Genomic DNA, 24,815 nt, shown 5'->3' on the forward strand with positions numbered 1-24,815 from the left:
TAATTTATTGGCTAAAAAATTACAGACTACTCCAGTGCAATCGTATACCATTTTAAATTTTACGCTGCTTGTGCTCTTTGTTGTTTGTTCACACTAACCACGACTAGCTTAATACTGTTGTAAACTAATGTTGCGAGGGTAAAATGCAGACTCACTTTCTGACCTGAACGGTGCCTTACGTTGTTTAATTGAAACAGTATGCATTTACTCGTTCGACTGCGGATCTACTCTTGTCAAAAATAATTAGAGCCTCTGTTGATGTCTAGTACGTCAACAAAAAAAGATGAGATGATTAGCTCCCTCAATATGATTTAGTTTTCTCACTCAAGCTCATGAATTCGCAGGATTTCACCATTAGCTAATTTGTGAGATAAGAAGGAAACAGAGAAGGCGGTGAAGATGTTTATGATGATTAGGAGTGTATAGTTTTCCCAAATGTTATAAAGTTCGTCGCAAATATAGATACAGAAAGAAAGATCTGCGAAGGGTTTTACAGATAGTATGTTATCGGAAATTACCCTAAGTACATTAACCAAATATAACAACGAAATCGTGGTTAAGGCATAATACATAGGATTGTGACCAACCTCAAGACTAAGCGTATGAATTATCGGATTATCACCAATATCTCCTGCCATACGATAATCAGGATTGCTTACAATAGTAAATCGGCTACAAGTTCATCGTTGAAGGTGAAAAACAGCTCCTCAACGAAAAGCCTAAAGGTAAACAGAAAAAGGTTATGGTTTCGTAAGTGTTATATAGAAAAATTATCTTGCTCTAAATCTCCTACCTTGAATAGACGAGTTCTTTACTATTTTTTCATATAAGGTATTTTTATGACCATTATTTATTAGAAACCTAATTGACACTGTTAAAGCTAGCCAAATCATTTTTATAAAAATTCGATTGAATCTTTTCCGAACCAGGTAGACAGAGTTTCAATTGCTGGATCAGATAGCTTTTGAGTGAAAAGTAATGCTAACCGCTTTTTTGGCCTTGAAACAGCAACATAAAAAAGATTTCTATTTCGTTCAAAAAACTCAAGCTTTTCCGGGGGAATATTCCACTGAATGGAGCTAAAAAGATTCCTATATCTTTTAAAAAAGATAAATCAGCCACAATGAATACACCGTCCTATTCATTTTGTATCTTGCTGATCAATTTCAATTTTTCTTTTCTTTTCTACGATTGAATCGCTCTTTTTATTTTCCAATCTCCCGTAACAGCCCTCACCATTTATTTCGAATACTGGATAATAAATTTGATTATCTTGTTTAAGTTTTTGAAGTTCGTTCTCTTTCTTCATATTTAATACCTCACTTTCCCCTTTTTAATACACTAGGTTATTCATTAAGTGTCCAATCCTTCATATCTTGGTAATTACATTCTTCTTCTTTGTAATCGTTCATTTTTGAACCGTTCACAGGATTACTTATATAATAAATTATCTTATTTCCATTAGCCCAACCCATGATAACCCTAACTTCTTGGCCATCTGTATAACTTTCACCTTCAATAATCAACTGATCATTAATCTTTGGGATTTTGGAAATATCAACTCCCTGCCATTCAGTACATTCACTACATAAATCATGTTCTTTATTCAACCAATAACAAGGACCATTCTCTGACACGCAAGCGTTGTTATCAGTGTATCCACAAACTTTACAGATCCCGTACATAATGCTCGCTCCTATTCAATAGTATCTTGGCTCATGCAATGTTGACCCGTCGACATTTTTAGAAATTTGCTCTATTCCTTCTTTTGAAAAGATAACAAAACTCCATATACTTTCCATAACAATACTCTCTATTGATAATGTTAGATAATAGAACCTGTTGTGGTCACGATAGAAAATATAAAACTGGGTTCTTTTTTAGCGAATTTCACGTTTGAAAAAGGGATAAGAAGTTACGTCTTCTAATTCACTATCGAAGTTTTTATTATTTATTTCTTCAAGTGTACAATCAACACGAAGTGAAGTATTTATTCGATAATCTACAACTACTTTGCCATTATATCTTTCGATTTGCCCTTCTTTGAAGTCTCTTAACTCTTTAGAAAATACATAATCAACGGACTTAGGAGCAATAGTTTTTAGTTCTAAAAGCTTTGTCTTTATATAATCAAATGTTGCACGAGCATATTTTTCTGTTTTTACACGAGACGGAAATATCCCCTTGTGTGTTACATCATTACGGAAGGTTATATATTTATCTTTCATTAGTATAGGTGTTCGTTTAAATGTAATAAGGTATAGCATGATGTAAGCACCGTATTGTCGTTCAGACTGTTTACTTATCGCTTTCCAGGACTTTTGATACTCATCATCGAATGTTTGGTTAATAATTCTAAATACGTCCGAAGAATCGCTTTGCTCACCCCCATGTTCCTGGGCAAAAACAGCAACAGAAAATTCATGGAATCGCTCTATAGCAGCGGCGAAATTTGCTGCTGCTTCACGAGAATAACCGTCGTTTAATGCATAGAGTCCCATTTCAAAAAGCATTTCAAAGCTATGATTTCTTAAAACAAGAACATTTTCATGACCTTCTTTGCAAGTAAACTCATAAACTTTTTCTTCAGTTAATTCTAATTCATACAAATGATCGTCAGCTTCATCTTCAAAGCTATTGCACATAGGGCATTTCGTTAACATTTTCATTGTAACCTCCGAGGTTTAATCTGGACGCAGTGTATAAAAACATTGATACGTCAGACTTCTAATATTTCTTAATCTCTATTTCGCTTTTCTTCAAAGTCAGTCAAAATTTGCTGCAGAAGTTTGTGATTTAAATGCCGGTATATGCTCGAAGCAATATACCAAAGATTCGCGGATTAGATTCGGGTTCCTTCCTGGCATCTTACTTTGCCGTCTTACACTGCTGGTATTTATGATTGGTACCAATCGAATTATAGATCGACTTTTTCCATTACCGAGACGATGGCCACTCTACAGTTGATGTGAAAGGAGCGGGAACCGTTCATAACACATCTGCATTCATATATATTAATATAATAATATATTAATTAGTATTATGGGTAGTTAAGACTCTTTAACTCCTATTGGTAAGTATCATGACAATGCATAATTTCTAATAATTAATCCACTTTTTTTCTTTATGATCAAATATTTCCGCGATAAGTATGAAAAAACTAGTAGCAAAAAAACAGTAGGCTATTAAAATGAGTAAAGAAGATATCATATCGTTCTCCTTTCATTGTTTCGCTTCTCTTCAAAGTCAGTCAAAACTTGCTCCGGAAGTTTGCGTTTCAAATGTGCCGGTATATCTTCGAAGCAATATACCATTGATTCGCGGTTTAAATTCGGAATCCTTCCTAGCAGCTCCCACTCGGCATTAGTCAGATTTTCTTTACACTTCAGGCATTTATGGTTTGAAACCGCAAATGATTGCATTGGAGCGGCTCCATCCTCCACTCCTGCAGGTGGTCCACTCTGTAGTAAATGTGCAAGCGCTGGGTTCCCTGCCCAGTCCTCAAGCTTGTAGGGGGCGAGATCCTTCCATCCCATCTCATAAGTATCAATCGCGTCGATGAAAGCTTCATTGACTGCCTGATCGACCGCTGTACGTATTAACTTGGGCTCAGCAGCAGGATCTCCATTCATAATCGATAATCCGTAGCCATCACGAGAATAGGTTCCAATACGGATCTGTACGATCGCTTTTACATAGCGATGTGGCACGCTAATATCCAGCTCCTTAATCTCCTTATCCCACTCACTGCCTGTTGCATTCTCAATTCGATCTGTATAGACCTGATTGGGGATATAAACCCCCTTCTTATCTTTTCGGTGTGTTACTGTCCCTTCCGGAAAGCGCTCCTTCAGCGAAGCTATGATCTCCTGATAGTTATCCATCCTCTCATACCTTTCTATTAGTCATATTTTTTCATGATTTTAGAGAACCGTTCATAAACCTGGATGGCCATGTTTACTTTTTCCGGTAACTCTCGTAGCAGCTGCTGAAAATACTCTTCTCCGGAAGGTGTGATCTCATAGTAGCGGTTGTACCGGTTATCGTTTTCCCATCTACTAGTGGCATGGCCTTTCTCGGCTAACTTCTTCAATCGCTGTGACAGGTAGGAATCATTCACGCCCACGCCATCAAGAGCCTGAATAATAACCTGGTCAATTTGTTTACCATAACGCTCGCCCTTCTGCAGCTCAGCCAGAACCATGAAATCAATGACTTGCTGAACTTTAACGACTGAACCAAGCGTAGACTCTTTTTCAACCTTATCTGTATTTCTCATTTGTCTGTATCCTTTCTATAATCCATTCCAATCGCTATGTGTATGGAAAGTAAAATGAAGTATTAAACTACTTTTAGTTTGTTCATAGCATTTTGGAAAGCTTTCTGGTATAAATCAATCAGATTGGCAAGAACTACAGTAATGTCATTTTGATTTCCGTATTTCTGCTGAATCTCATGAAGCTCTAAGGCTGATGGTGAGAAGTAGTCATACATTTGTGCAATATCAGGTTCACTAATTCCTCTAAAGTGAATCTCAGGAGCCTCTATGACTTCGGAATACCAAACATCATCGTTGTTCAGTTGATCTATGGAATACTTTCTCAGTAGTTGATCACGAACCCAAGTAACATGACCTTTAAGTATCCAAGGCATTTGCCTTTTCATATGATCACCATCCAGTCTGTAACGTCTCAATGTCTTCTACCTACCAGTAACTTGTCCGATGGGGGAGAGCTAAACCCCGCTCCTAGCACAGAGTTACAAACCCCAAAAGCAAACTACTCATATTCCTAATTATACCATAACACACGTGATAATAACATACGTGTTAGCACGTATTCACAATATTTAGCCGCCTCATTCCCCTCTTTATCTGTATCTCCACCCTTTATACCGCACTTCAACACACTCCGTACTTAGACTCCACTTAGTAACAGAATTCAACTCTACATCTATATCCGTGTTTATTCTTTTGCTATCTACGTATCCAGTCGAAAAGTTCAACTCTACTACTAAATCCGGATCAAGTTACAATTTTAGATGGTTTGGGGGGCCGGGCGACGCGAAAGGCAAAAACCGGGTTAAAAGGTAAACCAAAAAGATCCAAAAATGCAGGTTACACCTGCAGGAGTTTATTATCGGCTATGTTGAAGAAATGGGTTCAGAAATAGACATAAGAATCATAGTCATTCCTGGATAGATGATAGATTCGTGGATATGCTTACGTGCAGTGTCCCAAAAGACAATACACATAAATAGATTTATCGATGTAGCTAAGCAGCCGGATCGAACGAACAAAATAGTAGCAAACAATCAGTGAAAGAAGTAGAAATGCGGGGATCGAGCTCGTAGGAGCGGGACGCTGGGGACGGTATGCGTGCAAACACGTATGTTTAAAACACGCGTTTATTTATTTGTTCAAATCACAAAGATTTTGATCCCTGTCTCAAAAACGAGAGTCAATTCCCTATACCTTTTTTTACAGACTAAGGGCGAACAATAACTATTATTATTAATAATTACAGCCGAATTTCTAACAGACGTCCTTTTTTTCTTATAATTTAAGCAGCCTAGTTTATCCTCTACAATCAGTAGATAGCCTATTTATAAACCACATCATCAATGATGTTCATATTGTTCCTCCAAATTTTGAATACGAAAGATAGCGCTAATTGATTTCATTATCCTCATTAAAGATTATCTTCTCAATTTACATAATGATTGACTGCATATTATTTAATCTATACTAAACTCAAACATAGAAAAACTGCACCTCAAATGTTAGTCGTGTCTCTTAATCTAAAACCTATTATTTTCTGCTTTGCAGAAATCCCCTTTCTCTGCTGAATTATAGTTCTGCAGAGAAAATTATAAGTAATTAACTAACCCAATAGTAGAACAGCAGTAATCAATGATGGGAAAAAGTCCATGACTACTGCTGTTATATTGAACTACCTATGTTAGTGGTGCATAACTTCTTTTCTCGACTACGAGATTACATCCTTTTTGAAATCTACCTCCTGAATAAATATCTGAGGAGTGGCATCCTCAAGCGTGATGCGGCTCTCCGAAAGCTCAAACTTTTTTAAGTGGTTTTTGACGATAACTGGTTTTCTAAGATACGCTTCGAAATGATCATAAAATTCGTTCATATTACTCCACATTTTATGCTGCTGTACTATTTCTGTTTCATTTTTATAGTTGTCGATTAATATAGCTTTACTATCGTTAATTTCTCCGGTATTCATATAACTCGATAGTGCCATAAAGTCGATCACCGGCACCCCGTCGATTTCCATTCCGGTGTAATGAGGATAGTTGCAAATGACCGCAATGTGAATTCTTTTCCCTTCAATTCCGGACAGCTCCGATTCGAAGATCGATTGATGCTTTAATATGAAGTCCCGTTTCCGCACCGCTTGTGCAGCACCTTCCTTCAATCGTTTATACCCATTATGGTAGTCCCTTGCTTCCATCGGGAATTTAATGTTCTTGACCTCAGCAATCAGGATCATTTTTTCCATCGATACGATTAGATCGATTTCTTCCCATTCCTTCTTACTTGCTTTGAATATCTGTTTCTCTGGAATTATCGCGTATTTGCCTTTTTCCTTTAGATAACGCCGAAAATCCTCTTTTATGAGTTTTTCCAGCGCAACGCCTCGCTCATCTAACGAATATTTCGCCGACTCTAACCATTCGTCTATTAACTGGAGATAATTGGGTGCTTGAAGACTCGCCAGAAGTAGAAAATAAACGTCCCTAGTTTTAATCAATGGTCTTGACCACAAATGGATTCTTATAGTCATGTTGTAAAAGTCGTTCTCAATAATTTTAAGGAATGATTCAATTTGCGATTTGGAATACATGGTTACGTTTTGTAAGTATGAGAAAAGGTCTTTCTTCTTGATTCTTATGAAATTACTTTTAAGTGCCTTGGGCTTGGAACTATCCTCTTGTCTCAACATAACCTCCAACGCCTCGGACAAGGTCAGCAAAGCGCTGTAGAGAACAAGTACATCTTTTATGCTCAGCCGGTCCAAGCCCTTCAACGGTTCCATGTAAATATGCGGATAGAAGGATACGATCGCTGCTAATCCATCTATCATTTCCTCATTAGGTGAGTAGTTATCTGCCTTCGTAACCCGTGTCGATACGAACCCTCGGTTATCCACCAACACTTCTTGTAGTCGTGCCTTTTTTCTCATATGGTTTGTCATCTTATGGTAAACTGGATTCTCAGTGTAGAGATTTCGGCCTGCTAATATAGCAGACAGTACATTTTGTTCAATACGATGTTGCCCAACCTTCAGAAGTAGAGGGTATTGCTCATCGTTAAATATCAGCCGAAGTTGGTTCGGATGCGATTCTTCCATCATTCCGTCTTCCCAAGCAATTCTGTCGTATGAATCCTTCACGGAAAACATGATGTTAGAGGAAGTGTATAAATAACTCGAGATCTTTATTATTTCCTCTTCGACGTAATTATCGTGAAGCCCCTTCGTATCCAGGAAATATCGTAAATAATTTAGCAAGTTAGTAAGGAGGTCAACTTGCATTTCAAAGGCACCTATCGCATTAACTAAAGGTCCTCCATTTCCTGCTTCTATTTTAAACTCGCTGATCTCTTCTAACCGAATGTTATCAGAACCATGAATAATATTTTCTTTCATATGCTTATTTAAAAGGATTGTATCCGAATTGCCAATGGCGACAAGGTACTTCATAACATGTTCAGGATGTGCCTTAGTTTGATCGATAGCATTCTTCATATTTTCATAAACCTGTTTGAAGTAGTAATGGAAGATTTGACCATTTTTTACAATCGTTAAAGCAGACTGGTCATCCGGATCAGGGATCTTCTCATCATTGACTTTCCATGCTGCCAAGTATGACTCCAAATCCTTCTTGATCTTCTCTGAATCGTATTGATCACTGAACGGATTCCAATGTTTCTGATTTCTTAGCATATGCCGAATATTTTGCGTTTTCTTCAAATTTGTTTCCCTCCGTGGATGACTCGTTTGGTCTAATAAATTAATTCTTTTACTTAGTTTATCATTTTTATATTAGCACATATTGGAAATATTCCTTCGTTAGCTGAATGACGGATCGGTGGATATTAACAGAAATAAGACCGATCGATGGATCAGTCCTATTAAGATATACAATGTCTAGCAGTGACGTCTTTATTAGTGCACTCGCCCCATTCATTATGCCACATTTAATGAGCCAGTGAATTTGTATCAATCATTTCTTTTATTACATCAAATCTTTTACATTTCAAGTTCACTCTATATGGATCGAACCCCTGTAGCTTTATCGCTCATTCTCAGCGCGAGGTAATATACTTACTCCAATACCAAGAGCAGCAGATTTGACCCGAACCACAGACCAATGCCGCATAAAGCGCCTGTAATGATTCGCCGCAAATTGGTACTTTCCAGCTTCCGCCCGTACTGTATCCACCCGTCCCACAACATGGGCAAGGTAAAGAAGACAGTGCCAGCTCCCAGTACGCCGGATCCCCATTTAAAATAATCGATCGGTGCTACGAGATGGAGCGCGCTACAAACTATCGTACTTCCGACCACGCTCGTACATCTCCAGCACAATGGCAAGCAGAAGCTACCGATATGAGGAGCCCGTTTCGGCTTGCCATTGCAGAGCGGAATGACGCCAAAGTCCCGTCGCACACCGCGTAACCACTTATTAAATCCCATAATCACTATTCCATTCCCGACAATCAGCGGCTGTTCAGCTTCGCGCAACAGCCCGCGATGACGAGAACGACCAAGACGCCTGCAAAAATGTAGATCATATCAGTAATCAACCCCCAAGTATGTTTTCCATTCTTTATCGAAGTCGATATTCATCTCGAAAGTCTCGTTAATTCTCTCGAGTTCCTGCTGCACGGAGTCGGTATGCGGGTCGATAACCCGTAGCCGTATTTTCGTCTCTTCGATCTCAGCAACGACCTCTCTCAGCTTTCGGTCCGTATCTTCCTTATTCGATGCGCTCAAGTCCCCAAAACTTCGTAAGTAAAGCTGATTCTCTCGCTGAAAAACCTGCTGGATATTCGTCAGCAACAGACCATGACGAACGTTAAACAGATCTGCCTTCTCTAAGACGAGCATGACCAGATTCGTGCAAACGACGGTAGCGATCACCTGCAGCGGCATTAGGAGCGGCTCAGGAATCGCGAACTGGTGCTCTACATACTCAAATAACAACTCCAGCACGAATGAAGTCACGGTTACAGAAAGCAACTGAAATACGGAGTCCGCCTTTTGACTCGGGGTCGCCTGTTTATCACCTATGGTCTTGGCCGCGTCGACAACCGCCAGAACGAGATTCTTCGCGAGCTTGAGCATCCTCTGAACGGTCGCCTTCACTAAGTTAATGAGTATATCGAAGAACGACTTCAGAAACTTCTTCAATCCCTGGCTCGCGATTTTCTTGAACATCGTGCCAAGTTTTGAGAAGACGTACCTTGCTACTCGCTCTCCAGCTTTACCGAGCTTTCGCAAAGCCTCTTTCAGATTAACCTTCTTATCCCGCAAGATCATCCGAAGCTCGTAGATCAGCGCAGGTACCGTATAATAGATGACTTGACCCGCGACCATCTTGCTGAGCGATTTTGCGGTATGATTGCCAGCATCCTTCGATACCTTCTTGAATTCAGTATCCTTCAAGATTTTTTTACTCTCCGCGTTTTGCGATCGCCGGTAATTCTTTTCCAATTCTGTCTTTACATGCCTCGAAACGTTTCCTTCTGCGTCGATGTAGCCTGCGTCCTTCAACTTTTGCTTCGCTTCACTAGGAAGTTGCTCCCATCGATCTGCGACGGCTTTTGCCATCTGATGGGGAGACGCTTTGTGCGTAATATCGACTTTCTCGTACCTCTCTCCGTCCCCGTCTTTCACTTTTACTTTCACCTCGACCTTCACATCGCCCTTTGATTGATTGGCGGTTTCGAACATCATGGTGAAGTTATCCGAGGAGTTATAGAATTCTTTGATCCGCTCCTCCGCACTCTCTTTCATATAGCGATTGTACACATACGCCGTACTCAAAGCCTGCGTATGCTCCACATGAAGTTGACTTACTTGTTCCCCGCGCGAGTTCACTCTCGACGTCTCCGTCTTCCCTGTGTAGTCGTCTTCCATCGTCCCTTCCGCATGGCGGTCTGCACGGTATTGCTGCTTACCTTTCTGAATCATGCCTTGATCTTTATATCTAGACTTCAGCTTGCCATTCTCAATCCCGATTTTTTCCTTATTAAACAGCTTCTGCTTGGATCTTTCCAGATCGTTCATGATAGATTTCATCGTTGAGGCGCTCTCGGGATCGTTATAATTGAACACCATCTTATGTACCTCGTCACCTACCATCAGCGGATCGTATTCGTTGTCGTACTTAAACTCCAGAATTCGTTTCATCATCTGATCGGCAGTAATATGATAGTCAGATGTATCGAAGAAGGTTCGAACGAGCTCACCGGCGAGGTCACGTCCACAGTTTTTGATAAGCTGAGAGCCGAAGTCGTTCGTCAACAACTCTTTCATGTCAGTATTAATCTGTGTGATCGCCGAGGTGTATAGCTTCTGTTCCTGTTCCAGTATCGTTGCTCTTGCATCTATGACTTCTCGTAGGGACATCTTTTTCTTTCACCTCAATCTACGCGGTATTTCTCCAACTGCTTTCGCTGTTCCGTAACGATCCGGCCGTAATTCGAGACGACTTCCCTCTCCGCGTCGTGCCGTTCGTTGGTAAGTAACTTCGTTAACACGGGAGTATCATAAATTTTGGAGGAGACAACAAAGAAGAGAAACGCATTCTTCACAAAACGGTAATGTTTCTGATAGAGCCCAGCGCTCAGCAGACCTGCGTCTGTCTCTGCAGTCACCGACAGTTCCCGTTTTGAGAGCACTTGATTTTTGATTTCTTCGCATTGCAAGAACGCCTGTATGAGCTGCAACTCAGGCACGATTTTTGTCTCGATCGTGTCGTTAATCACTTCCACGCTTTCTTGATACATCTCCAATATTCGAATATCTTCTTTCACGAAACGAAACTTCAACTCTCCTAGCTCCAACGTCCGATTTCCGTTCATCGTGAATTCTTCAATTCGCTGTGCCGCCTGGACATTCACCTTCTTTGTCTCCCTACGCACGCCGAGCATCCCCTTGAAGAATGTTTTCGTGAAAACGTCGTCTTTACTCCAGTCAATCGTCTCTATATAATCTTCAACCGCCTCAAGATGCTTTCGCGGCATCTCAATCCGGTCGATGCTCTCCTCCGGTGCAAAGCGTTCGACCGCCTTGATATTGCCAAACTGCGCTAGAAAGACACCTAGGTAAGCGATGTTCCTCTTTATTGTCGTGCTACGGTACTCGTTCAGATTCTCGATTCGATCATTAAATCGCTTAATCTGCCTGTTGATCCGTTCGACTAATCGGCTGATTCTATTGCTATATGACACGTATACCTCTTTAAAGCCCGAGACCAGCTCTCTGCGTTCCTTCTCCCCTGTAAATCCTTGGACTGTAGAGGCCGCACGGTCCAATATTCGATCCGCCGTTCGCTTTATCCGATTAAACATCTTCCTTCCCCCTGTAGTACACGAAATCCTTATGACGTGTCAGATCCTTGCAAGCCGTTATGACCCCATCTTCAACAAGAAATTCAAACCGATCGTCCTTTCGGATCACAAATCGATTCCCCCTTCCCTTAACCCGGAACGTGCCCTCTTCCGACATGTATGCCCCATCGATTTTCCCCGTAGACTTTTTACGGAAGTACATTAAAGCGACGACGATGAGCAAGAAGATACCCACAAAAGCAATCGCCATCTATTCCCACACTCCTATACGATAAGATGAAAGTATTAGTTCAAATTTACTAGTCTAGTAAATTTTACATTAAAACTAATGTCTTGAATACTATATAGAGGTTATTAAAATATATAACTTTTGCCTATCTGTTTAGCTCACTTTAGGACTTCTCGCTCTAATTGATGTTCGGAACGAACACCGTTAAAGGTATCTTGGAAAATTCATATTAATTACGATGACAGAATCAATGGAAGGACGTCCGTAATCTGCGTAGGACAACCGATGAACTTTATCATCGATAATAGACATAAATAAGGCTGTCGAGACTTTCTCGACAGCCTGGAGGTCCCTAAAAAGACCTTTTTTATATTAAAGATAAAATCAATACATATATAGAAAACCCTTACTTATTTCAGATACGCCACTATCAGAAACGTTATGGATCCATTGACCCTAATCAGATGTTAAAATGGGAATATGGAAGAGAAAAAAAAGACACATGAAAAAAGAATCTATCGAAAGATTCATTTAAAAGGTCATAAACCTGAGAATCATCATACTATTACCCGTTCCAGGACCGGCAATCTCAGCTTCCCAGCCTTTGTCCAGTGACGAAAGCGAACCTCTATCTTCACAACCGGCTCTACGTACACAAAATCTTTAGTTTCTCGAATAGCTGCTTCCTTGAGAAATGGAAAGATCTTTTTCCCGATTAGGGTGTTAAGTCCGTGTTCAAGTAAACCGGCTGAAATGATCATTCCATCACGCTCGACACCTATAGACCAAGCATGTGTTTTCTTTGAATAACCCGTGATAATGCATGCTTCTCTATTATATACAACGACGCGTTGCCAAATTCCCCGAGGTCTTTGTCCCTTATAATAGAGACTATCTCTACGCTTTAGAACAATGCCTTCCAGCTCTTGCTCGCGACACTTTTCATAGAGAGGAATAAAACCTTGCTCTACATATCGGATGCGTTTAATGAACTGATTCTCCTTCACCGCTTCTTCAAGCAGTGCTTTACGCTGCATAAGTGGTAAAGCGGTCGTATCTTTCCCCTTGTATGACAATATATCAAAGGCCACAAAGCATAATCCAGGTGCAATCTTCTTTTGCCGTGTAGACTGAAACCGCGCCATTGTGGATGCAAAGTCAGGTTTTCCCGTACTAGTATCACAAACAACGATCTCACCATCTAGTTTAGTTCCACTGTCAATTGCAGCTGTCGCAGCTTCTGTGATCTCATCAAATCGAGAGGTAATTTCATTATGATGCCGGCTATATATTCTCGTTCTGCTCTCTTTACCAACAATACCGCGTATACCATCTATTTTTAGTTCTGCTATATGAAGATCTGACTCAAATGGAACATCTACTTCATCTAGTAACATTGGATCAGTAAACATTATCATCACCCATTATAGCGTAACAAACTCTATGAGTGATTGATATCGGTAGATGGTGGTAATCATCATTAAACATTATAAAATATTATGGTCTAGGTAGCCGCTTATACAATGCTGGTCCAATGTATAAAACCCTAGGTAAAGAAATGCAAACCAACATTTCCCCGAGCTTATATGTATTTGTCCAAAGAAAATAAAGTATTAGACTGCCGCCGCTTTGTTGAACTAACGTTCTCCGTTAGCTCAATTTCAAACAGTATATGGGTTCATCATGCAAACCTTTTTCAATTTCACCTTCTCATTTTGTTCGCTCTACAGAATACAGAAAAAATTCCATATCTATATTCCTAAAATTCTTAGTATCTTTATCAATAATATTCATACCGTTTCGAACAGCAACTTTTTGAGAGGCTATATTTGTGTCCCTAATAAAACCCTATTTGCGTTAAGAACTGAGAAAGCGTATTCCTTGCAAGCAATTGCCGCTTCTGTTGCGTAACCTTTGTGCCAATACGCTTTTTGAAACAAAAATCCTATTTCCAAAATTTCTTTTTCTCTCCAGCCTTGCATTGTCAAGCCACATTGACCAATCATTTCGTTTGTTTCTTTTAATACAACAGCCCAAAGTCCAAACCATATTCTTCATATCTTTTAAGATGTCTGTTAAGCCAATTTTGTGCTTCTTCTAAGTTGAATGCACTTTCATAAGCAGCACGCATTACTTCCTCATCACACAATATTCCGCACAATGCATTATAATCGGACTGCACCATTTCTCTAATTATAAGACGTTTTGTTTCTATCAAAAATCTCCCACCTTTCTATTATATCAATAACCTTTCAAAAATTCCTTATCCTGCCCTATGGATTAATGAGGCTGCCATACATATACGTGCAGCCTCGATTGTTTTCTTCATTAGTCTATTATTCTCCGATGGTGAATCGCATGCCAGCGAAAATACACCTGGGCAGGACCGTGCCATGAGGGAACCCGTTTCCCTAATAGCTCGGATATTTTATTAACCAACCAGTCTGTTCCGTCTCTTCGGATGGGCACCACGTTACCGTCTTCAACTCCGATCCAGCCATGTTCAAATAGCGCATCACACCCGAATTTGCACATAGGGAGTACAATATTTTCATCCTTGCGTTCCTCATCGCTAGCTTGGGACCGTTTTTTGATATGAGCCACAATGAGAAACTCAGGTGGTAGCGAGGTACCACAAATAGCACATGCCTCCAGTTCCCCTCTGCCTAACAAATATTTGCGAAGTCCTGGCTGCTCACGCCGCCGTTTCGTCACGACCGTCGTATCCGTGGGACCTTCAAACGTAAAAGTCTCGTTTTCGCCTTGCTGGGTGATCTTGGGTTCAGGGAACAACTGCATCTGATAGATCTCACGGAAAAAATTTATCCGTGAACTATTAAACGTTGCCCCTGTGTAATTCAGCACCAAGTCCTTTAGTTCCTCGTCGCCATCCCATGTTTTTTTCCAACCCTCACCCCAGTTCACCCCTACCATGTTTAGCTGACGTTTAGCTCCTTCTATGGCTATCCTAAGCCCAACTTCTCCTTGAGGTCCCTTTAGTACATATTCTTTTCGGGCAGGATTCTTAACATCTATACACACAAGCTCTACATCTACATCTAATATTGATTCCATACGAAACCTCCAATTAAATCATCTTATCCCACTTGTTTAACAGCCAATTAGCCAAATGCTATTCCCATTCAAATACTACAATTAACTCAGTCTACTAGTTTATATTCATTTAACTTCTATATTGATTTCTTTTAAAAAAGACCCTACCACAACGGTAGGGACTCTAAAGTAATATTTGTTCTTCCTTTTCTGATTCTAGATATTTAAATACCTCTTTTGCTTTACCATCTGTGAAGTCTTCGATCTGCAAAGGTCTTTTATTGTTCATGGAGCGCCGATCAGAGGTGGCCACAATGTCTTCCATAATTTTTTGTCTCATGGAAAGCATACCTTCTGCTTTCGTCGTGATTTCCTCTCGAATACACTGCTCATAAAAGAAAATCGATTTGCCGATCCTATCATTTAACCATATCAGTGAAGTGGCTTTATCATCTTCATCTTCCGGATCATACTCACGCTTAGTATCCGCGTAGTTATCTTCAATTGCTCTTATTATGTAGCCGGCTAAATTACTTACATCCATATTACGTTTTTTATCATATACATACTGTACATTCTCACGTATAAGTACTTCACCATACTTATGGATCAGCTCTTTAGCTGTCTTTTTATTAATTTCAAAACGAGCTAACAAAGCGATGAGATCTTCCTGCGCGATATATTCCGCATCATTTAATCCTTCACGTCCTCCACGAGGGTTCGGGAAGATATGAAACACGATACCAACCACTTTAGCACCTTTTTTGATCTCTTCGAACGTAAATTTTATATCTGTCTTAGCTTCTAGTTCCATTTGAGAGGATAGTAAAATACGATTTTTCAAATGACTGTATTTCACATACTTACCTTCTTCCAGCTCAAGCATATCCCGTAGCTGTTCCAGCGTAAATCTTCTCTTTTGGAGCGGGAGATACTGTTTAAGTAGCTTGTACAACTTGGAAGAATAAAAGCTTTTCAAATAAAGAACATTCCACATTTTAAACTTCGTAAAGTTTTGTTGGAGCTGTAGTAAATAAGGGCGAAGCATTGAAGAAAACTCAAGCTCTATCGTACCCTTACCATGATAGTACCTTGCTGCAGCCAACCAGTGTGCTGACAGTGTGGATTGCATGCTCTTTTCTTCGATAATCACCTTTTTATCCTGTAAACCCTCTACAATATCACGAACGCGTTTATAAAAATTCTTTTCGGTAAGATCCAGCTTCTCAGCAATGTCCTTAACCTTGAAAAAATGAGTCTTAAATTGTGTATCATCAGGATGAATCCTAGATGCTAGTATGTATATTAGTCTCTCTTCGTATAGTGTGAGATTAGTCCTGGCCTCAATTAATGCATTAGATTCCGAAACGATGTAATGATCCGAGATGGCATCATGTTCGAAATCGAACTCTAACTGCTGCTCTTTCTCTATCATGCGTTACCCTCACTAAACTTTATTTAATATATAGATTGTATTGTACCTTGAAAGTATTATCTACTCCCTTCGATGTGGCATTTTTTTCATGAATATTGCCCACTATCAGAGTTGTAACTCTAATAAATGCCACGTAATAAGGAGTCTGAGTACTCAAAATAGTTAATTTGATGGTGTTTCTATTAAAGTGCCACATGAAAAGGAGTCCAATGACGTTAAAAGTGGCATATAGTCGACTGTTTACTCCCGCAAGTGTGGCATTTTAACTAAAGTGCCACATGAAAAGGAGTCCAATGACGTTAAAAAGTGGCATATAATCGATTGTTCACTCCTTTTCATGTGGCATTCTAACTAAAGGCCACATGAAAAGGAGTCCAATGACGTTAAAGGTGGCATATAATCGATTGTTCACTCCTTTTCATGTGGCATTCTAACTAAAGGCCACATGAAAAGGAGTCCAATGACGTTAAAGGTGGCATATAATCGAATTTACTCCCGTAAGTGTGGCATTCTAACTAAAATCCTCACTTACGGAAGTACTATAGTAACCTTCTTTATTGCTATCTCAATAAACACTCCTTTTTATGTGGCACTTAGGCTAAAATTCTCTTAGAACGGACTTATTTCGGATGTAAATCAAAGGTGATTTCACTCAAATTCATGAAATCACCTTTGATTTTTAGAAAAGCTACAGTACAAAATGCCACACAAAAAGGATTAACTAAACCATATACAGCGGATCTTGTAATGACTCCCTTGTAAGTGGCACCTATACTCCCTTTAATGTGGCATTAGACTCCCTTCTATGTGGTACCTAGTACTCCTTTTTTTGTGGTCATAGACTCCCTTTGATGTGGCATTTAACTCCCTTCTTAGTGGCACTAATCTATGTTTAACCCTTACAGGTACTAGCATTTCAGCCTCTTAAAACAATAAACATATTAATAAAATAAAAGAATATAAACACATTAATAAATAACTATGTATATCACTTAAGAGATTAAGAGAATCTTCATTAATAAATCTCCAATTTTAAACCTTCTCTATACTCTATTCTCCTATACTCTAATTAAGAACACTGAAACCCTTCATATAGAGTAATTCTAACCTCTAAAAACACAAAAAAAGCAACTTAGCTGGTTTTAAGTTGCTCCTACGCTATCGATAACCAAATGGTTAATTAACAGATACCTCAAACACACTAAACTTCAAAAGATCATTTTATTCAGGTAATAATCCTGATCACAACGATAATTTTTTTTTTCATAAATTCTCTCTGAACCAACACTTTATTAATGGTTTGGATCACTTTAAATTGAATTTTATCTTCAGCAATAAATAAACTATCATTTTTTAAAAACTCTTATAACCCACTAATCGCGACACTGATAAATCCCATAGTTTTCTTTCAATAGCATCACCAATTTCAATGACTCTTTTCCCGCTTCTTCCCACGGATATCTCATGAGAATACACTGAAAGTACATGTTTTCCATCAACCATAAGTTATTTTCTGATTCTTCATACATCGGTTAGCCTCACACAATTTCCTGCGATTTATCCGAAATACGTGCGTAACCGACGATCATTTTCTTCGCCTCCTTTTTAGACCGACCTTTTAGAGTTTTTAATCCCTGATTCTATCGTTTGACCTTTTTATTCAATTTGGAAAAACCCGAACATTCTCCTCTTTTTGGAGCCTAGTTCATTTGGTGTACCTTTTAGACTTACTCTATTATGCAAAACAAACCCAAAAAAAAGAAGCCCTTTTGGGGGCCGATCTTTTTATTTAGTAATTTATTTTCACAGAGTTCTCCTGATTTTCTTATGAACCAGCACTAATTACATAACTGTTTAAATGCTTCTACTGCTTGATCTCCTTCGACCATCAATGCCTTGGCACTTGCAATAGTTGCAGCAGGATTACTCGCTGCTTTTTTAACGAAGGATTTTAAATAATTTAGCACGCTCTTTTTGGGTTTCTCGTTTGCATCTATTGTTTCGTTTAACTCAACCAACGCTTCATTGGCCTCAATCTTTTCTTCCTCAGGTAAATATTCAAATACTCCTTTTAAAGTTGATATTAGTGCTTCTACGTCAATACCTTGAGTAACATAGTTATTTTGAGTATTACCTATTGCATCAACATTTTGTTGCAAGTTATGTATGGTGCTACCTTCGATTGAAATTGTAACTGATCTTCCGTTGGTAATTGCTTCAGATAGTGCCTGTGAAAGCTTTTGAGTTGATTGCAAACTTTCCTGATGTCTCTGCTCTGCTTCGGCATCTTTCCTCGCGGCTTCCCTTTCTCTGTCCTCTATTACTCTTTCCATCATCTCTTGGGATTTTTGTGTCATGGCGTTGTAATAACCAGATACAGCATGAGGTACAATAATATCATTCTTGTTAATCACAAAATCCTTCGAAATAGCAAACTTTTTACTACTCATTTCATCTGACAATTTCTATACCCTCCTATGAAAATAATTATTTTACTATTTATTCTTCAAATCTCTTATGTAACCTCTAATTGAGAAAACTAGTTCCCCTGGTGGCCAAAGAATTGGAAGGTAGTAACGGGATTATTTATGAAGTTTATGTTGTAATATTCACAAATCCGAAAGTATCGATTAAAAAAGCCTATGGGAAAGCTAAACTGTACCCTATCGAGTAGACACTTTTAAAAAGTCTCTCGGTAGGGTATTTTTGTTTATAACGAAGAAGATAGGGAAGAGGAATGGTATGAGCAAGAAAATATTTACAGATAAAGAGATCAAGCAGTTATCTAACAATCCGTATGTGAGGTCCGTATCTTTAAAGGCAATTACATATACGGATGCGTTTAAGCAATTGTTTATCTCAGAGAATAATAAGGGGAAGCCGCCGAGAGAAATATTTGAAGTATGTGGTTTTGACGTAACTGTCATTGGCCTCCAAAGAGTCGAATCCTCAGCAAAGAGATGGCGTGCGAGTTACCAAGAGAACGGAATCTTAGGTTTGCAGGATACAAGAAGCCACGCCTCAGGAAGACCCCTTAAACGGGAGCTAACGCTCGAAGAGAAGTATGCCAAGCTAGAAGCTCAGAATGCTTTGCTGCGAGCGGAGAATGAACTGTTAAAAAAGATTCGTTTCATGGAAAGGAGGCAGAACAAGGGATAGTACTTTCATCTAGCCAGAAATTTGTCCTTATTCATACCATCATCGAGAAATATCAACTCTCCCGTTTGGTCAACTATTTATGTAAAGTATCCGGGGTTTCCAGGAGTGGATATTACAGGTATTGGTCTTCCGAAGCAAAGCAAAAGAGAATCCAGAAGAAACAGCAAGATGAGCAACTAAGAGAAGTCATTCTAAAAGCTTTTCATTTCAAAAGACGAAAGAAAGGTGCCCGATCCATCAAGATGACATTGGAGGGCCAGTTTAAGATGATCTACAATTTGAAAAGGATTAGGAGGATTATGAAGAAATACAGCATTGTATGCCCCTTTAGGAGGGCCAATCCCTATAAACGGATGATGAAGGCTACTCAGGAGCATAGGGTCGTTCCTAACCTGCTGAACCGGGAGTTTAAGCAGAACATTCCAGGTAAGGTGTTACTGACGGATATCACTTATTTATTTTACGGATTGGGTAAAAAAGCCTATTTATCCACAATCAAAGATAGTTCAACCAATGAGATCTTGGCATATCACGTGTCAGATCGAATCACAATGGATCTTGCGACAGATACTCTCCTAAAGCTTAAGAAAAACCAAAGGTTTAAAAGAGCTGATGGTGCCTTCATTCACTCTGATCAGGGATCTCATTATACACATCCTTATTTTCAAAAAATGGTTAAGAAAATGAAATTGAAACAATCCATGTCTAGGCGGGGAAACTGCTGGGATAACGCCCCACAAGAATCTTTTTTTGGTCATTTTAAAGATCAAGCTTCCATTAAGCCTTGTTTGACTTTGATTGAGTTAAAACAGGAGATTAAGGATTACATGACCTACTATAACCACTACAGGTATCAATGGGATTTAAAAAAGATGACCCCTGTTCAATAAAGAGATCATCTTCTTCAATCTGCCTAGACTTTTTTTAAATGTCCTTTACATAGGGTACAGTTTAAGCATCCCTTAGGCTTTTTTTACGTGCCTGCGAAGATATTAACGTCCCCAAAACTTGGTGTTACAAACCAGTCGATAATCGTTGGGAAAAGCAGATCGCAGTGATGCATCTCCCCCGCTCAAATTTCCGTGTTCATTGCGATACTGGATCAGATAGTCATACATTGCACTGAAGATTGTATTTTGCGGTTGGGCATTAATCATTGCTTTCAACTTTTTGATCATGGTTTGTTGACCTCCTCCGCCGTAGCGGTGATTTTGGTTTACAGCAGTGCAGCCTCGTCTTCGTGAATTCCTCGATACACTCCGTACCCTTCTCTCAGCCAAGCTACTTGTTTAAATGGACAGTCGCTTTTGTCTCCACCGAGGTGGTTCTCCCATCGGCCCATGCGGAAGACCCCACTCAACGCGCCATGAGGCTCTAAGAACGGGAATTGTTTTTTTAAGATAGCCGCAGATACATTGCCAGGATTTTTCGCCATCCATTTGAGCACTACACTTTGGTTATCGGACCCTTCAGCCATAAATCGTTTGATCATCGCGGCATTGTCTTCAACAGTGACACTACTATGTTGGATGTCTAATGAGGAGTTTTGTTCATCGCTTTCTATTTCTGTGGTTGACTCAATCGCTTCATGCAATTCTTGATCTTCCGCCAAGTAGCCGAGAATGTTCTTCCATTTGCGTACCGTTTCCTTATCACTTAGATCTACCTTGAAATTGAATTCTGCAACGTTCATTTGGCACCTCCTTTTTTTCAATCATAATCCAATTGAATTGTAATGTCAACATAAAATAGCCCTAAAAAATAAATAGCACTATAATAACATTTGTTTATTAGTTTTAATCATTCTTTTTTAGTATTTAGAACTATTTAGAACATTTAAGACAAAAGAAAAGGATAGTTGTGAATTTCCACATTTGTTACTTGAGTTGATCGGTAATTCACACAACTATCCAGAGGTACAACAAGATGACGATCAAAGAGCCAAGTTTGCAAGTTGTAAGAACTATACGGTTATACCAATAACAAACGATGAAGCTCTAGATCATATCAAAGACATCATCAGCTCACTCTTTGGTTTTAATTATTTTCACGAAAAAATGCACCGATTAGCTATGCAAGATTCAACCCCATATGATGATGTTGAAATATTCGACATCAACGATTTTCCAGATTTACCATTATGACTCCTGGTTAGCAGAAGTGCATGCCTTATGTGAGAAGCCTAAAAAGAGAAGCCTTTGGCTTCTCTTTTTAGGCTAGGAACTTGGCTTCCCTAGGTCATATTTCAACGCATTATTTTATTACTTATTTGTGCTGATACTTAATTCCATTATTGCCGTAGCTGCTTGCAAACGTCTATGTGGATCGTCGCTGTTCATTTCTTCCTTCAGTATGTTTAAAGCATCAACTACCATTAAGTCCAGTTCAGCTGCTACTGATCCATTTTCTAAGCCTTCATCCTCCACATCTATCCCTTGTTTTTCGTTTGCGTATTTAACAAAATCGGATTCATTTTTACTAATGTTTGCCAAACCTAATTGTGTTTTTATTGATAATTGAAGTTGTTTAGGAAGCTCTTCTCGATTAAAAGATTCCCCCCCAAAAAGCCACTCAACTTTACGTTGATGCTCAAACTTCTTAGAATTTGGATCGAAGTAGTAATCACTATTAATTACTGCGGAGTAGAAACCATCTTCGTAAGGAACGATACAATAATCACCAATCTTCATCTGATTTACGAAACGATTCAATAGCCCTATTTTCAAGCTGGCATCCCGTGGCTTTAAATTGGCTTGATCCACTACTCTGGCAATATCTTCTTTAGTATTGCACCCTGTCAGATCCCCGATGCCCCAATGTACGGCAATAATATTTTTCTCCAAAAATGTATCCTTCCGATCTTCTTTCCCTGGAAAAGCTCTAACCATCCACAGCATAATTTACACTCCCTCGAATTAAGGTAAATAAAGAGTATCATTTAACTAAGTTAAAATCAATAATTAATTTAAAATAACTTTATTATAATTAACTAATATTAAATAAATAATCATTTATAACTTAGTTAAAACGCTGTTTTCCGCCTTTTTTTTGCGGCTAGTCAGTTTCAACCTAAAAAAGAGCGACCCTTGGGTCGCTCTTTTTTAGGTTTTATTTCAATCCTCTGTAGGAATGCACTGCGTTCTATCAGGTGCTTTTTAAGTACGTCATTACGAGGTTTACTTCCACTTCACATCGAAAACAAAAAAGTCATGACAGCATATGCCATCATGACCTTATCCTCATTACCAATCATCATCACAGGGGGTATTAGTTTGGCAATCTAAGGTACCATCTTCGGTGTACCAATCTGTTGTACCACTCTCTTTATCATCATATCCAAAAAAATTTTGTCCATCAGATTCATTTGTACTAGTCCGATCATAATCATTCGGCGGTTGTCCCATAATCTTATTACCACTCCTTATGACGTATGTATTTTATTGAGAAATCACTTTTATTATGCACCAGCACCAAAATCGCTAAACTGATTCCAACAAATAAGTCATATTTCAAATTCATTTAAGAAATTGATCAACTACGAAACGAAAAAGCCTTCGCGGACGACTCGAGGGCGGTTATTTTTTTATTCAAGTAAAAAGACGCCTTTCGGCGTCCTTTTCACTGTGCTATTGGAGATCGGTCATTATCATCCAACCATTCTGACAATGCTTTCATCAATTCCATTCGATCTTCTTCAACTCTTTTTTCCTGGTTGATTCGGTCTTCTTGTATTTTCTTTTCCTGTTCAATTATTTTGCTGATGATTTCTGCATCTTGATTGGAACGCAATCCACGACCAATAATAAATGTTACCACAGGTCAAGTTCCTTTTCTACTTGTTTATTCCAGATACGTAAAACATCTTTGCGGTGCGTTATTGCTGTATAATCATCCTTTTTCTTATCGGCTTCTTTCGAATGTGAATCTTCCCCATCGAAGTCTAAGACCAGGTGTGGGTACTGTTTTATCCACAAATCATACCGATAGACGGAGCCATCACTGTACGTAAGTTCGTACTCATACTCAACATCAAGTCCACACTGCGCTAGTCGTCCTGCTACCAGTTCAACATAATTCGTAGATGGTCTTATTTCTTTTCTTTTCTGCGCCTCAAAAACCATGATCTCACGCAATTCTTTTTTGAAGATCCCTTTGAAAAAACATTCATCATTTCCCATGATTTTTAATACCTCCGCAATTTGATTTTAAATGTCCGTAGTCAAATCGCGAATTTAGGCTTATTGTTCCCCATAAGCTATTTTAGTTTCACTGTACTGTATGACGGAAGCTTAAATTTATGAGTGAATTACAAGAGATATTTCAAATTTATTCAAGAAATTAATCAACTACCCAGCAGGGTTTAAAAATACATAGACTCCGCAGGATAGTTCCATAATCCCGCCGAATAGAAGATAAGCTAAGTTTAAAAAGGGAGACTAGTCGTATAAATAACTTCACTGGTAAAATTGAAGTTCTCGCTGATGGTGTTTGGACAGAGATTGATAATTAGGGCCTCTTTCAGAGTGGACAGTGTTATGGTACACTATTTCTAAATCCGAAGTATCGGTTAAAAAAAAGGCCTAAGGGAAAGCATCCCTTAGGCCTTTTTTTGCGTGCCGACGAAGGTATAAGCGCCTCTTTAATGTTAGCCCCAAAAGTTTGGTGTTCACCTCTCACATCAAAATGTAAAAGTGTATTTATGTATTTATGTATTATTGTAAAACAAATTGACACAATACATTAACAGTGTTATATTTAACCTAAATATTCCAAAAGGAAGTGTTAAATATGGAAAAAACATTGATATCGTCTGAAGCCTTTTCGTTATTGGAACAGACCTATTTTGCGAAGATACAAACGGCAGCTCAATCCAAAGACATTAACAAAATATCGAAATTAATGAGTGTAGGAGAGCAGCTTAATACTTTGAAAAACAGTATCAGAGAAGTAAATGATCAATATTCTCAAATAACCCAACTCCTCGAAGAAAAAGATAGCTGCTTTGACATAAAAATCACGTCAGGAATGTTAAATCAGATGTATCTGACGTTAAAGCCGATAAATAAATCATTAGTTACGGAAACAATCATCCCTTCTGAAAACATCAAATTTAAAGTCACCTTTCCTGAACCTATGGGAACCATAACGACATCTTATATAAAAAAGAGTAATTGGCTGCAAGATCGCGGAAAGATAAACACTTTTTTCAATACGTTCGGACTTCAACCAGGGGACATTATTACTTTCAAACAAATAGAACATAATGCTGAATATGCCATTGAAATCAAAGAGAAAAGGGCAGATGTAACTATAAAATGATATCAGTAAAGGGC

The 24,815-nt window shown here is 38.8% G+C and carries 23 protein-coding genes and 2 pseudogenes; 2 read left to right on the top strand and 23 right to left on the bottom strand.

Annotated features, from left to right (window positions below; genetic code table 11):
* Positions 1–59: 59 nt before the first annotated feature.
* The 17 genes and pseudogenes from MKX60_RS29835 to MKX60_RS29915 all read right to left on the bottom strand — a co-directional run.
* A pseudogene (locus tag MKX60_RS29835) lies at positions 60–232 on the bottom strand (IS5/IS1182 family transposase); the annotation flags it as partial.
* Positions 233–1,141: 909 nt separating this feature from the next.
* Complete coding sequence (locus tag MKX60_RS29840; RefSeq protein ID WP_341061862.1) at positions 1,142–1,309, bottom strand: hypothetical protein; 168 nt, start codon at positions 1,307–1,309, stop codon at positions 1,142–1,144.
* Between the two features lie 37 nt (positions 1,310–1,346).
* Positions 1,347–1,685: a hypothetical protein gene (locus tag MKX60_RS29845; protein ID WP_341061864.1), complete on the bottom strand. Its 339-nt coding sequence runs from the start codon at positions 1,683–1,685 to the stop codon at positions 1,347–1,349.
* 195 nt (positions 1,686–1,880) lie between these two features.
* The gene (locus MKX60_RS29850) at positions 1,881–2,669 is read right to left on the bottom strand and encodes a hypothetical protein (RefSeq protein ID WP_341061865.1); all 789 of its coding nucleotides are present in this window, start codon (positions 2,667–2,669) and stop codon (positions 1,881–1,883) included.
* Between the two features lie 537 nt (positions 2,670–3,206).
* Positions 3,207–3,884, bottom strand: coding sequence for a hypothetical protein (locus tag MKX60_RS29855; protein WP_341061867.1), 678 nt, complete (start codon positions 3,882–3,884; stop codon positions 3,207–3,209).
* Between the two features lie 17 nt (positions 3,885–3,901).
* Complete coding sequence (locus MKX60_RS29860; protein ID WP_280788550.1) at positions 3,902–4,279, bottom strand: PadR family transcriptional regulator; 378 nt, start codon at positions 4,277–4,279, stop codon at positions 3,902–3,904.
* Between the two features lie 62 nt (positions 4,280–4,341).
* Positions 4,342–4,665: a hypothetical protein gene (locus MKX60_RS29865; RefSeq protein WP_341061870.1), complete on the bottom strand. Its 324-nt coding sequence runs from the start codon at positions 4,663–4,665 to the stop codon at positions 4,342–4,344.
* A 1,322-nt stretch (positions 4,666–5,987) separates the two neighbouring features.
* Positions 5,988–7,997: a hypothetical protein gene (locus tag MKX60_RS29870; RefSeq protein WP_341061872.1), complete on the bottom strand. Its 2,010-nt coding sequence runs from the start codon at positions 7,995–7,997 to the stop codon at positions 5,988–5,990.
* A 354-nt stretch (positions 7,998–8,351) separates the two neighbouring features.
* Positions 8,352–8,723 (bottom strand): DUF2085 domain-containing protein, encoded by a 372-nt coding sequence (locus tag MKX60_RS29875; protein ID WP_341061873.1) that lies wholly within the window; start codon positions 8,721–8,723, stop codon positions 8,352–8,354.
* 99 nt (positions 8,724–8,822) lie between these two features.
* The gene (locus MKX60_RS29880; protein ID WP_341061874.1) at positions 8,823–10,661 is read right to left on the bottom strand and encodes a hypothetical protein; all 1,839 of its coding nucleotides are present in this window, start codon (positions 10,659–10,661) and stop codon (positions 8,823–8,825) included.
* Between the two features lie 14 nt (positions 10,662–10,675).
* A complete protein-coding gene (locus tag MKX60_RS29885) occupies positions 10,676–11,605 on the bottom strand; it encodes a hypothetical protein (RefSeq protein WP_341061875.1) in 930 nt (309 codons plus the stop codon).
* A complete protein-coding gene (locus tag MKX60_RS29890) occupies positions 11,598–11,855 on the bottom strand; it encodes a hypothetical protein (RefSeq protein WP_341061876.1) in 258 nt (85 codons plus the stop codon). The genes MKX60_RS29885 and MKX60_RS29890 overlap by 8 nt, the downstream gene beginning before the upstream one ends.
* Positions 11,856–12,391: 536 nt before the next feature.
* Positions 12,392–13,246 (bottom strand): ATP-dependent DNA ligase, encoded by an 855-nt coding sequence (locus MKX60_RS29895; RefSeq protein ID WP_341061877.1) that lies wholly within the window; start codon positions 13,244–13,246, stop codon positions 12,392–12,394.
* A gap of 411 nt (positions 13,247–13,657) precedes the next feature.
* Positions 13,658–14,019: pseudogene (locus tag MKX60_RS29900) on the bottom strand (GNAT family N-acetyltransferase).
* 143 nt (positions 14,020–14,162) lie between these two features.
* Positions 14,163–14,909, bottom strand: coding sequence for a hypothetical protein (locus tag MKX60_RS29905; RefSeq protein ID WP_341061878.1), 747 nt, complete (start codon positions 14,907–14,909; stop codon positions 14,163–14,165).
* A 163-nt stretch (positions 14,910–15,072) separates the two neighbouring features.
* Positions 15,073–16,323 carry a replication initiation protein gene (locus MKX60_RS29910; RefSeq protein WP_341061879.1) on the bottom strand — a complete coding sequence of 417 codons (1,251 nt, stop codon included), beginning with the start codon at positions 16,321–16,323 and terminating at the stop codon, positions 15,073–15,075.
* Positions 16,324–18,161: 1,838 nt separating this feature from the next.
* On the bottom strand, positions 18,162–18,785 hold the full coding sequence (locus tag MKX60_RS29915) for a hypothetical protein (RefSeq protein WP_341061881.1): 624 nt from the start codon (positions 18,783–18,785) through the stop codon (positions 18,162–18,164).
* Between the two features lie 280 nt (positions 18,786–19,065).
* On the opposite strand from MKX60_RS29915, the gene MKX60_RS29920 reads away from it, so the two are divergent.
* Positions 19,066–20,372 (top strand): IS3 family transposase gene (locus MKX60_RS29920; RefSeq protein WP_341061882.1). Its coding sequence is split into 2 segments (ribosomal slippage): positions 19,066–19,453 and positions 19,453–20,372, totalling 1,308 coding nucleotides; the frame shifts between segments, so codons are not numbered across the junction.
* Positions 20,373–20,474: 102 nt separating this feature from the next.
* Here MKX60_RS29920 and MKX60_RS29925 read toward each other — a convergent pair.
* The 6 genes from MKX60_RS29925 to MKX60_RS29950 form a co-directional block, all read right to left on the bottom strand.
* Positions 20,475–20,660: a hypothetical protein gene (locus tag MKX60_RS29925; protein WP_341061884.1), complete on the bottom strand. Its 186-nt coding sequence runs from the start codon at positions 20,658–20,660 to the stop codon at positions 20,475–20,477.
* Between the two features lie 38 nt (positions 20,661–20,698).
* Positions 20,699–21,175 carry a hypothetical protein gene (locus MKX60_RS29930; protein WP_341061886.1) on the bottom strand — a complete coding sequence of 159 codons (477 nt, stop codon included), beginning with the start codon at positions 21,173–21,175 and terminating at the stop codon, positions 20,699–20,701.
* 568 nt (positions 21,176–21,743) lie between these two features.
* Positions 21,744–22,379 (bottom strand): hypothetical protein, encoded by a 636-nt coding sequence (locus MKX60_RS29935; RefSeq protein WP_341061887.1) that lies wholly within the window; start codon positions 22,377–22,379, stop codon positions 21,744–21,746.
* A 345-nt stretch (positions 22,380–22,724) separates the two neighbouring features.
* Positions 22,725–22,886: a hypothetical protein gene (locus MKX60_RS29940; protein ID WP_341061888.1), complete on the bottom strand. Its 162-nt coding sequence runs from the start codon at positions 22,884–22,886 to the stop codon at positions 22,725–22,727.
* Positions 22,887–23,100: 214 nt separating this feature from the next.
* Positions 23,101–23,298, bottom strand: coding sequence for a hypothetical protein (locus tag MKX60_RS29945; protein WP_341061889.1), 198 nt, complete (start codon positions 23,296–23,298; stop codon positions 23,101–23,103).
* The gene (locus MKX60_RS29950) at positions 23,292–23,660 is read right to left on the bottom strand and encodes a hypothetical protein (RefSeq protein ID WP_341061890.1); all 369 of its coding nucleotides are present in this window, start codon (positions 23,658–23,660) and stop codon (positions 23,292–23,294) included. The genes MKX60_RS29945 and MKX60_RS29950 overlap by 7 nt, the downstream gene beginning before the upstream one ends.
* A 610-nt stretch (positions 23,661–24,270) precedes the next feature.
* On the opposite strand from MKX60_RS29950, the gene MKX60_RS29955 reads away from it, so the two are divergent.
* Complete coding sequence (locus MKX60_RS29955; protein WP_341061892.1) at positions 24,271–24,801, top strand: hypothetical protein; 531 nt, start codon at positions 24,271–24,273, stop codon at positions 24,799–24,801.
* The last annotated feature ends 14 nt before the right edge of the window (positions 24,802–24,815 follow it).

This window comes from Paenibacillus sp. FSL R5-0914, assembly GCF_038004525.1.
Lineage (GTDB): Bacteria > Bacillota > Bacilli > Paenibacillales > Paenibacillaceae > Paenibacillus_AQ.

What these genes read in the sequence shown, in the direction of transcription:
- MKX60_RS29890 (WP_341061876.1), bottom strand. Translation starts at nt 11,855, where the DNA reads ATGGCGATTGCTTTTGTGGGTATCTTCTTGCTCATCGTCGTCGCTTTA.
- MKX60_RS29860 (WP_280788550.1), bottom strand. Translation starts at nt 4,279, where the DNA reads ATGAGAAATACAGATAAGGTTGAAAAAGAGTCTACGCTTGGTTCAGTC.
- MKX60_RS29925 (WP_341061884.1), bottom strand. Translation starts at nt 20,660, where the DNA reads ATGATCAAAAAGTTGAAAGCAATGATTAATGCCCAACCGCAAAATACA.
- MKX60_RS29845 (WP_341061864.1), bottom strand. Translation starts at nt 1,685, where the DNA reads ATGTACGGGATCTGTAAAGTTTGTGGATACACTGATAACAACGCTTGC.
- MKX60_RS29940 (WP_341061888.1), bottom strand. Translation starts at nt 22,886, where the DNA reads ATGGGACAACCGCCGAATGATTATGATCGGACTAGTACAAATGAATCT.
- MKX60_RS29840 (WP_341061862.1), bottom strand. Translation starts at nt 1,309, where the DNA reads ATGAAGAAAGAGAACGAACTTCAAAAACTTAAACAAGATAATCAAATT.
- MKX60_RS29885 (WP_341061875.1), bottom strand. Translation starts at nt 11,605, where the DNA reads ATGTTTAATCGGATAAAGCGAACGGCGGATCGAATATTGGACCGTGCG.
- MKX60_RS29875 (WP_341061873.1), bottom strand. Translation starts at nt 8,723, where the DNA reads ATGGGATTTAATAAGTGGTTACGCGGTGTGCGACGGGACTTTGGCGTC.
- MKX60_RS29950 (WP_341061890.1), bottom strand. Translation starts at nt 23,660, where the DNA reads ATGGGAAATGATGAATGTTTTTTCAAAGGGATCTTCAAAAAAGAATTG.
- MKX60_RS29880 (WP_341061874.1), bottom strand. Translation starts at nt 10,661, where the DNA reads ATGTCCCTACGAGAAGTCATAGATGCAAGAGCAACGATACTGGAACAG.
- MKX60_RS29855 (WP_341061867.1), bottom strand. Translation starts at nt 3,884, where the DNA reads ATGGATAACTATCAGGAGATCATAGCTTCGCTGAAGGAGCGCTTTCCG.
- MKX60_RS29850 (WP_341061865.1), bottom strand. Translation starts at nt 2,669, where the DNA reads ATGAAAATGTTAACGAAATGCCCTATGTGCAATAGCTTTGAAGATGAA.
- MKX60_RS29905 (WP_341061878.1), bottom strand. Translation starts at nt 14,909, where the DNA reads ATGGAATCAATATTAGATGTAGATGTAGAGCTTGTGTGTATAGATGTT.
- MKX60_RS29895 (WP_341061877.1), bottom strand. Translation starts at nt 13,246, where the DNA reads ATGTTTACTGATCCAATGTTACTAGATGAAGTAGATGTTCCATTTGAG.
- MKX60_RS29935 (WP_341061887.1), bottom strand. Translation starts at nt 22,379, where the DNA reads ATGCTGTGGATGGTTAGAGCTTTTCCAGGGAAAGAAGATCGGAAGGAT.
- MKX60_RS29955 (WP_341061892.1), top strand. Translation starts at nt 24,271, where the DNA reads ATGGAAAAAACATTGATATCGTCTGAAGCCTTTTCGTTATTGGAACAG.
- MKX60_RS29865 (WP_341061870.1), bottom strand. Translation starts at nt 4,665, where the DNA reads ATGAAAAGGCAAATGCCTTGGATACTTAAAGGTCATGTTACTTGGGTT.
- MKX60_RS29930 (WP_341061886.1), bottom strand. Translation starts at nt 21,175, where the DNA reads ATGAACGTTGCAGAATTCAATTTCAAGGTAGATCTAAGTGATAAGGAA.
- MKX60_RS29910 (WP_341061879.1), bottom strand. Translation starts at nt 16,323, where the DNA reads ATGATAGAGAAAGAGCAGCAGTTAGAGTTCGATTTCGAACATGATGCC.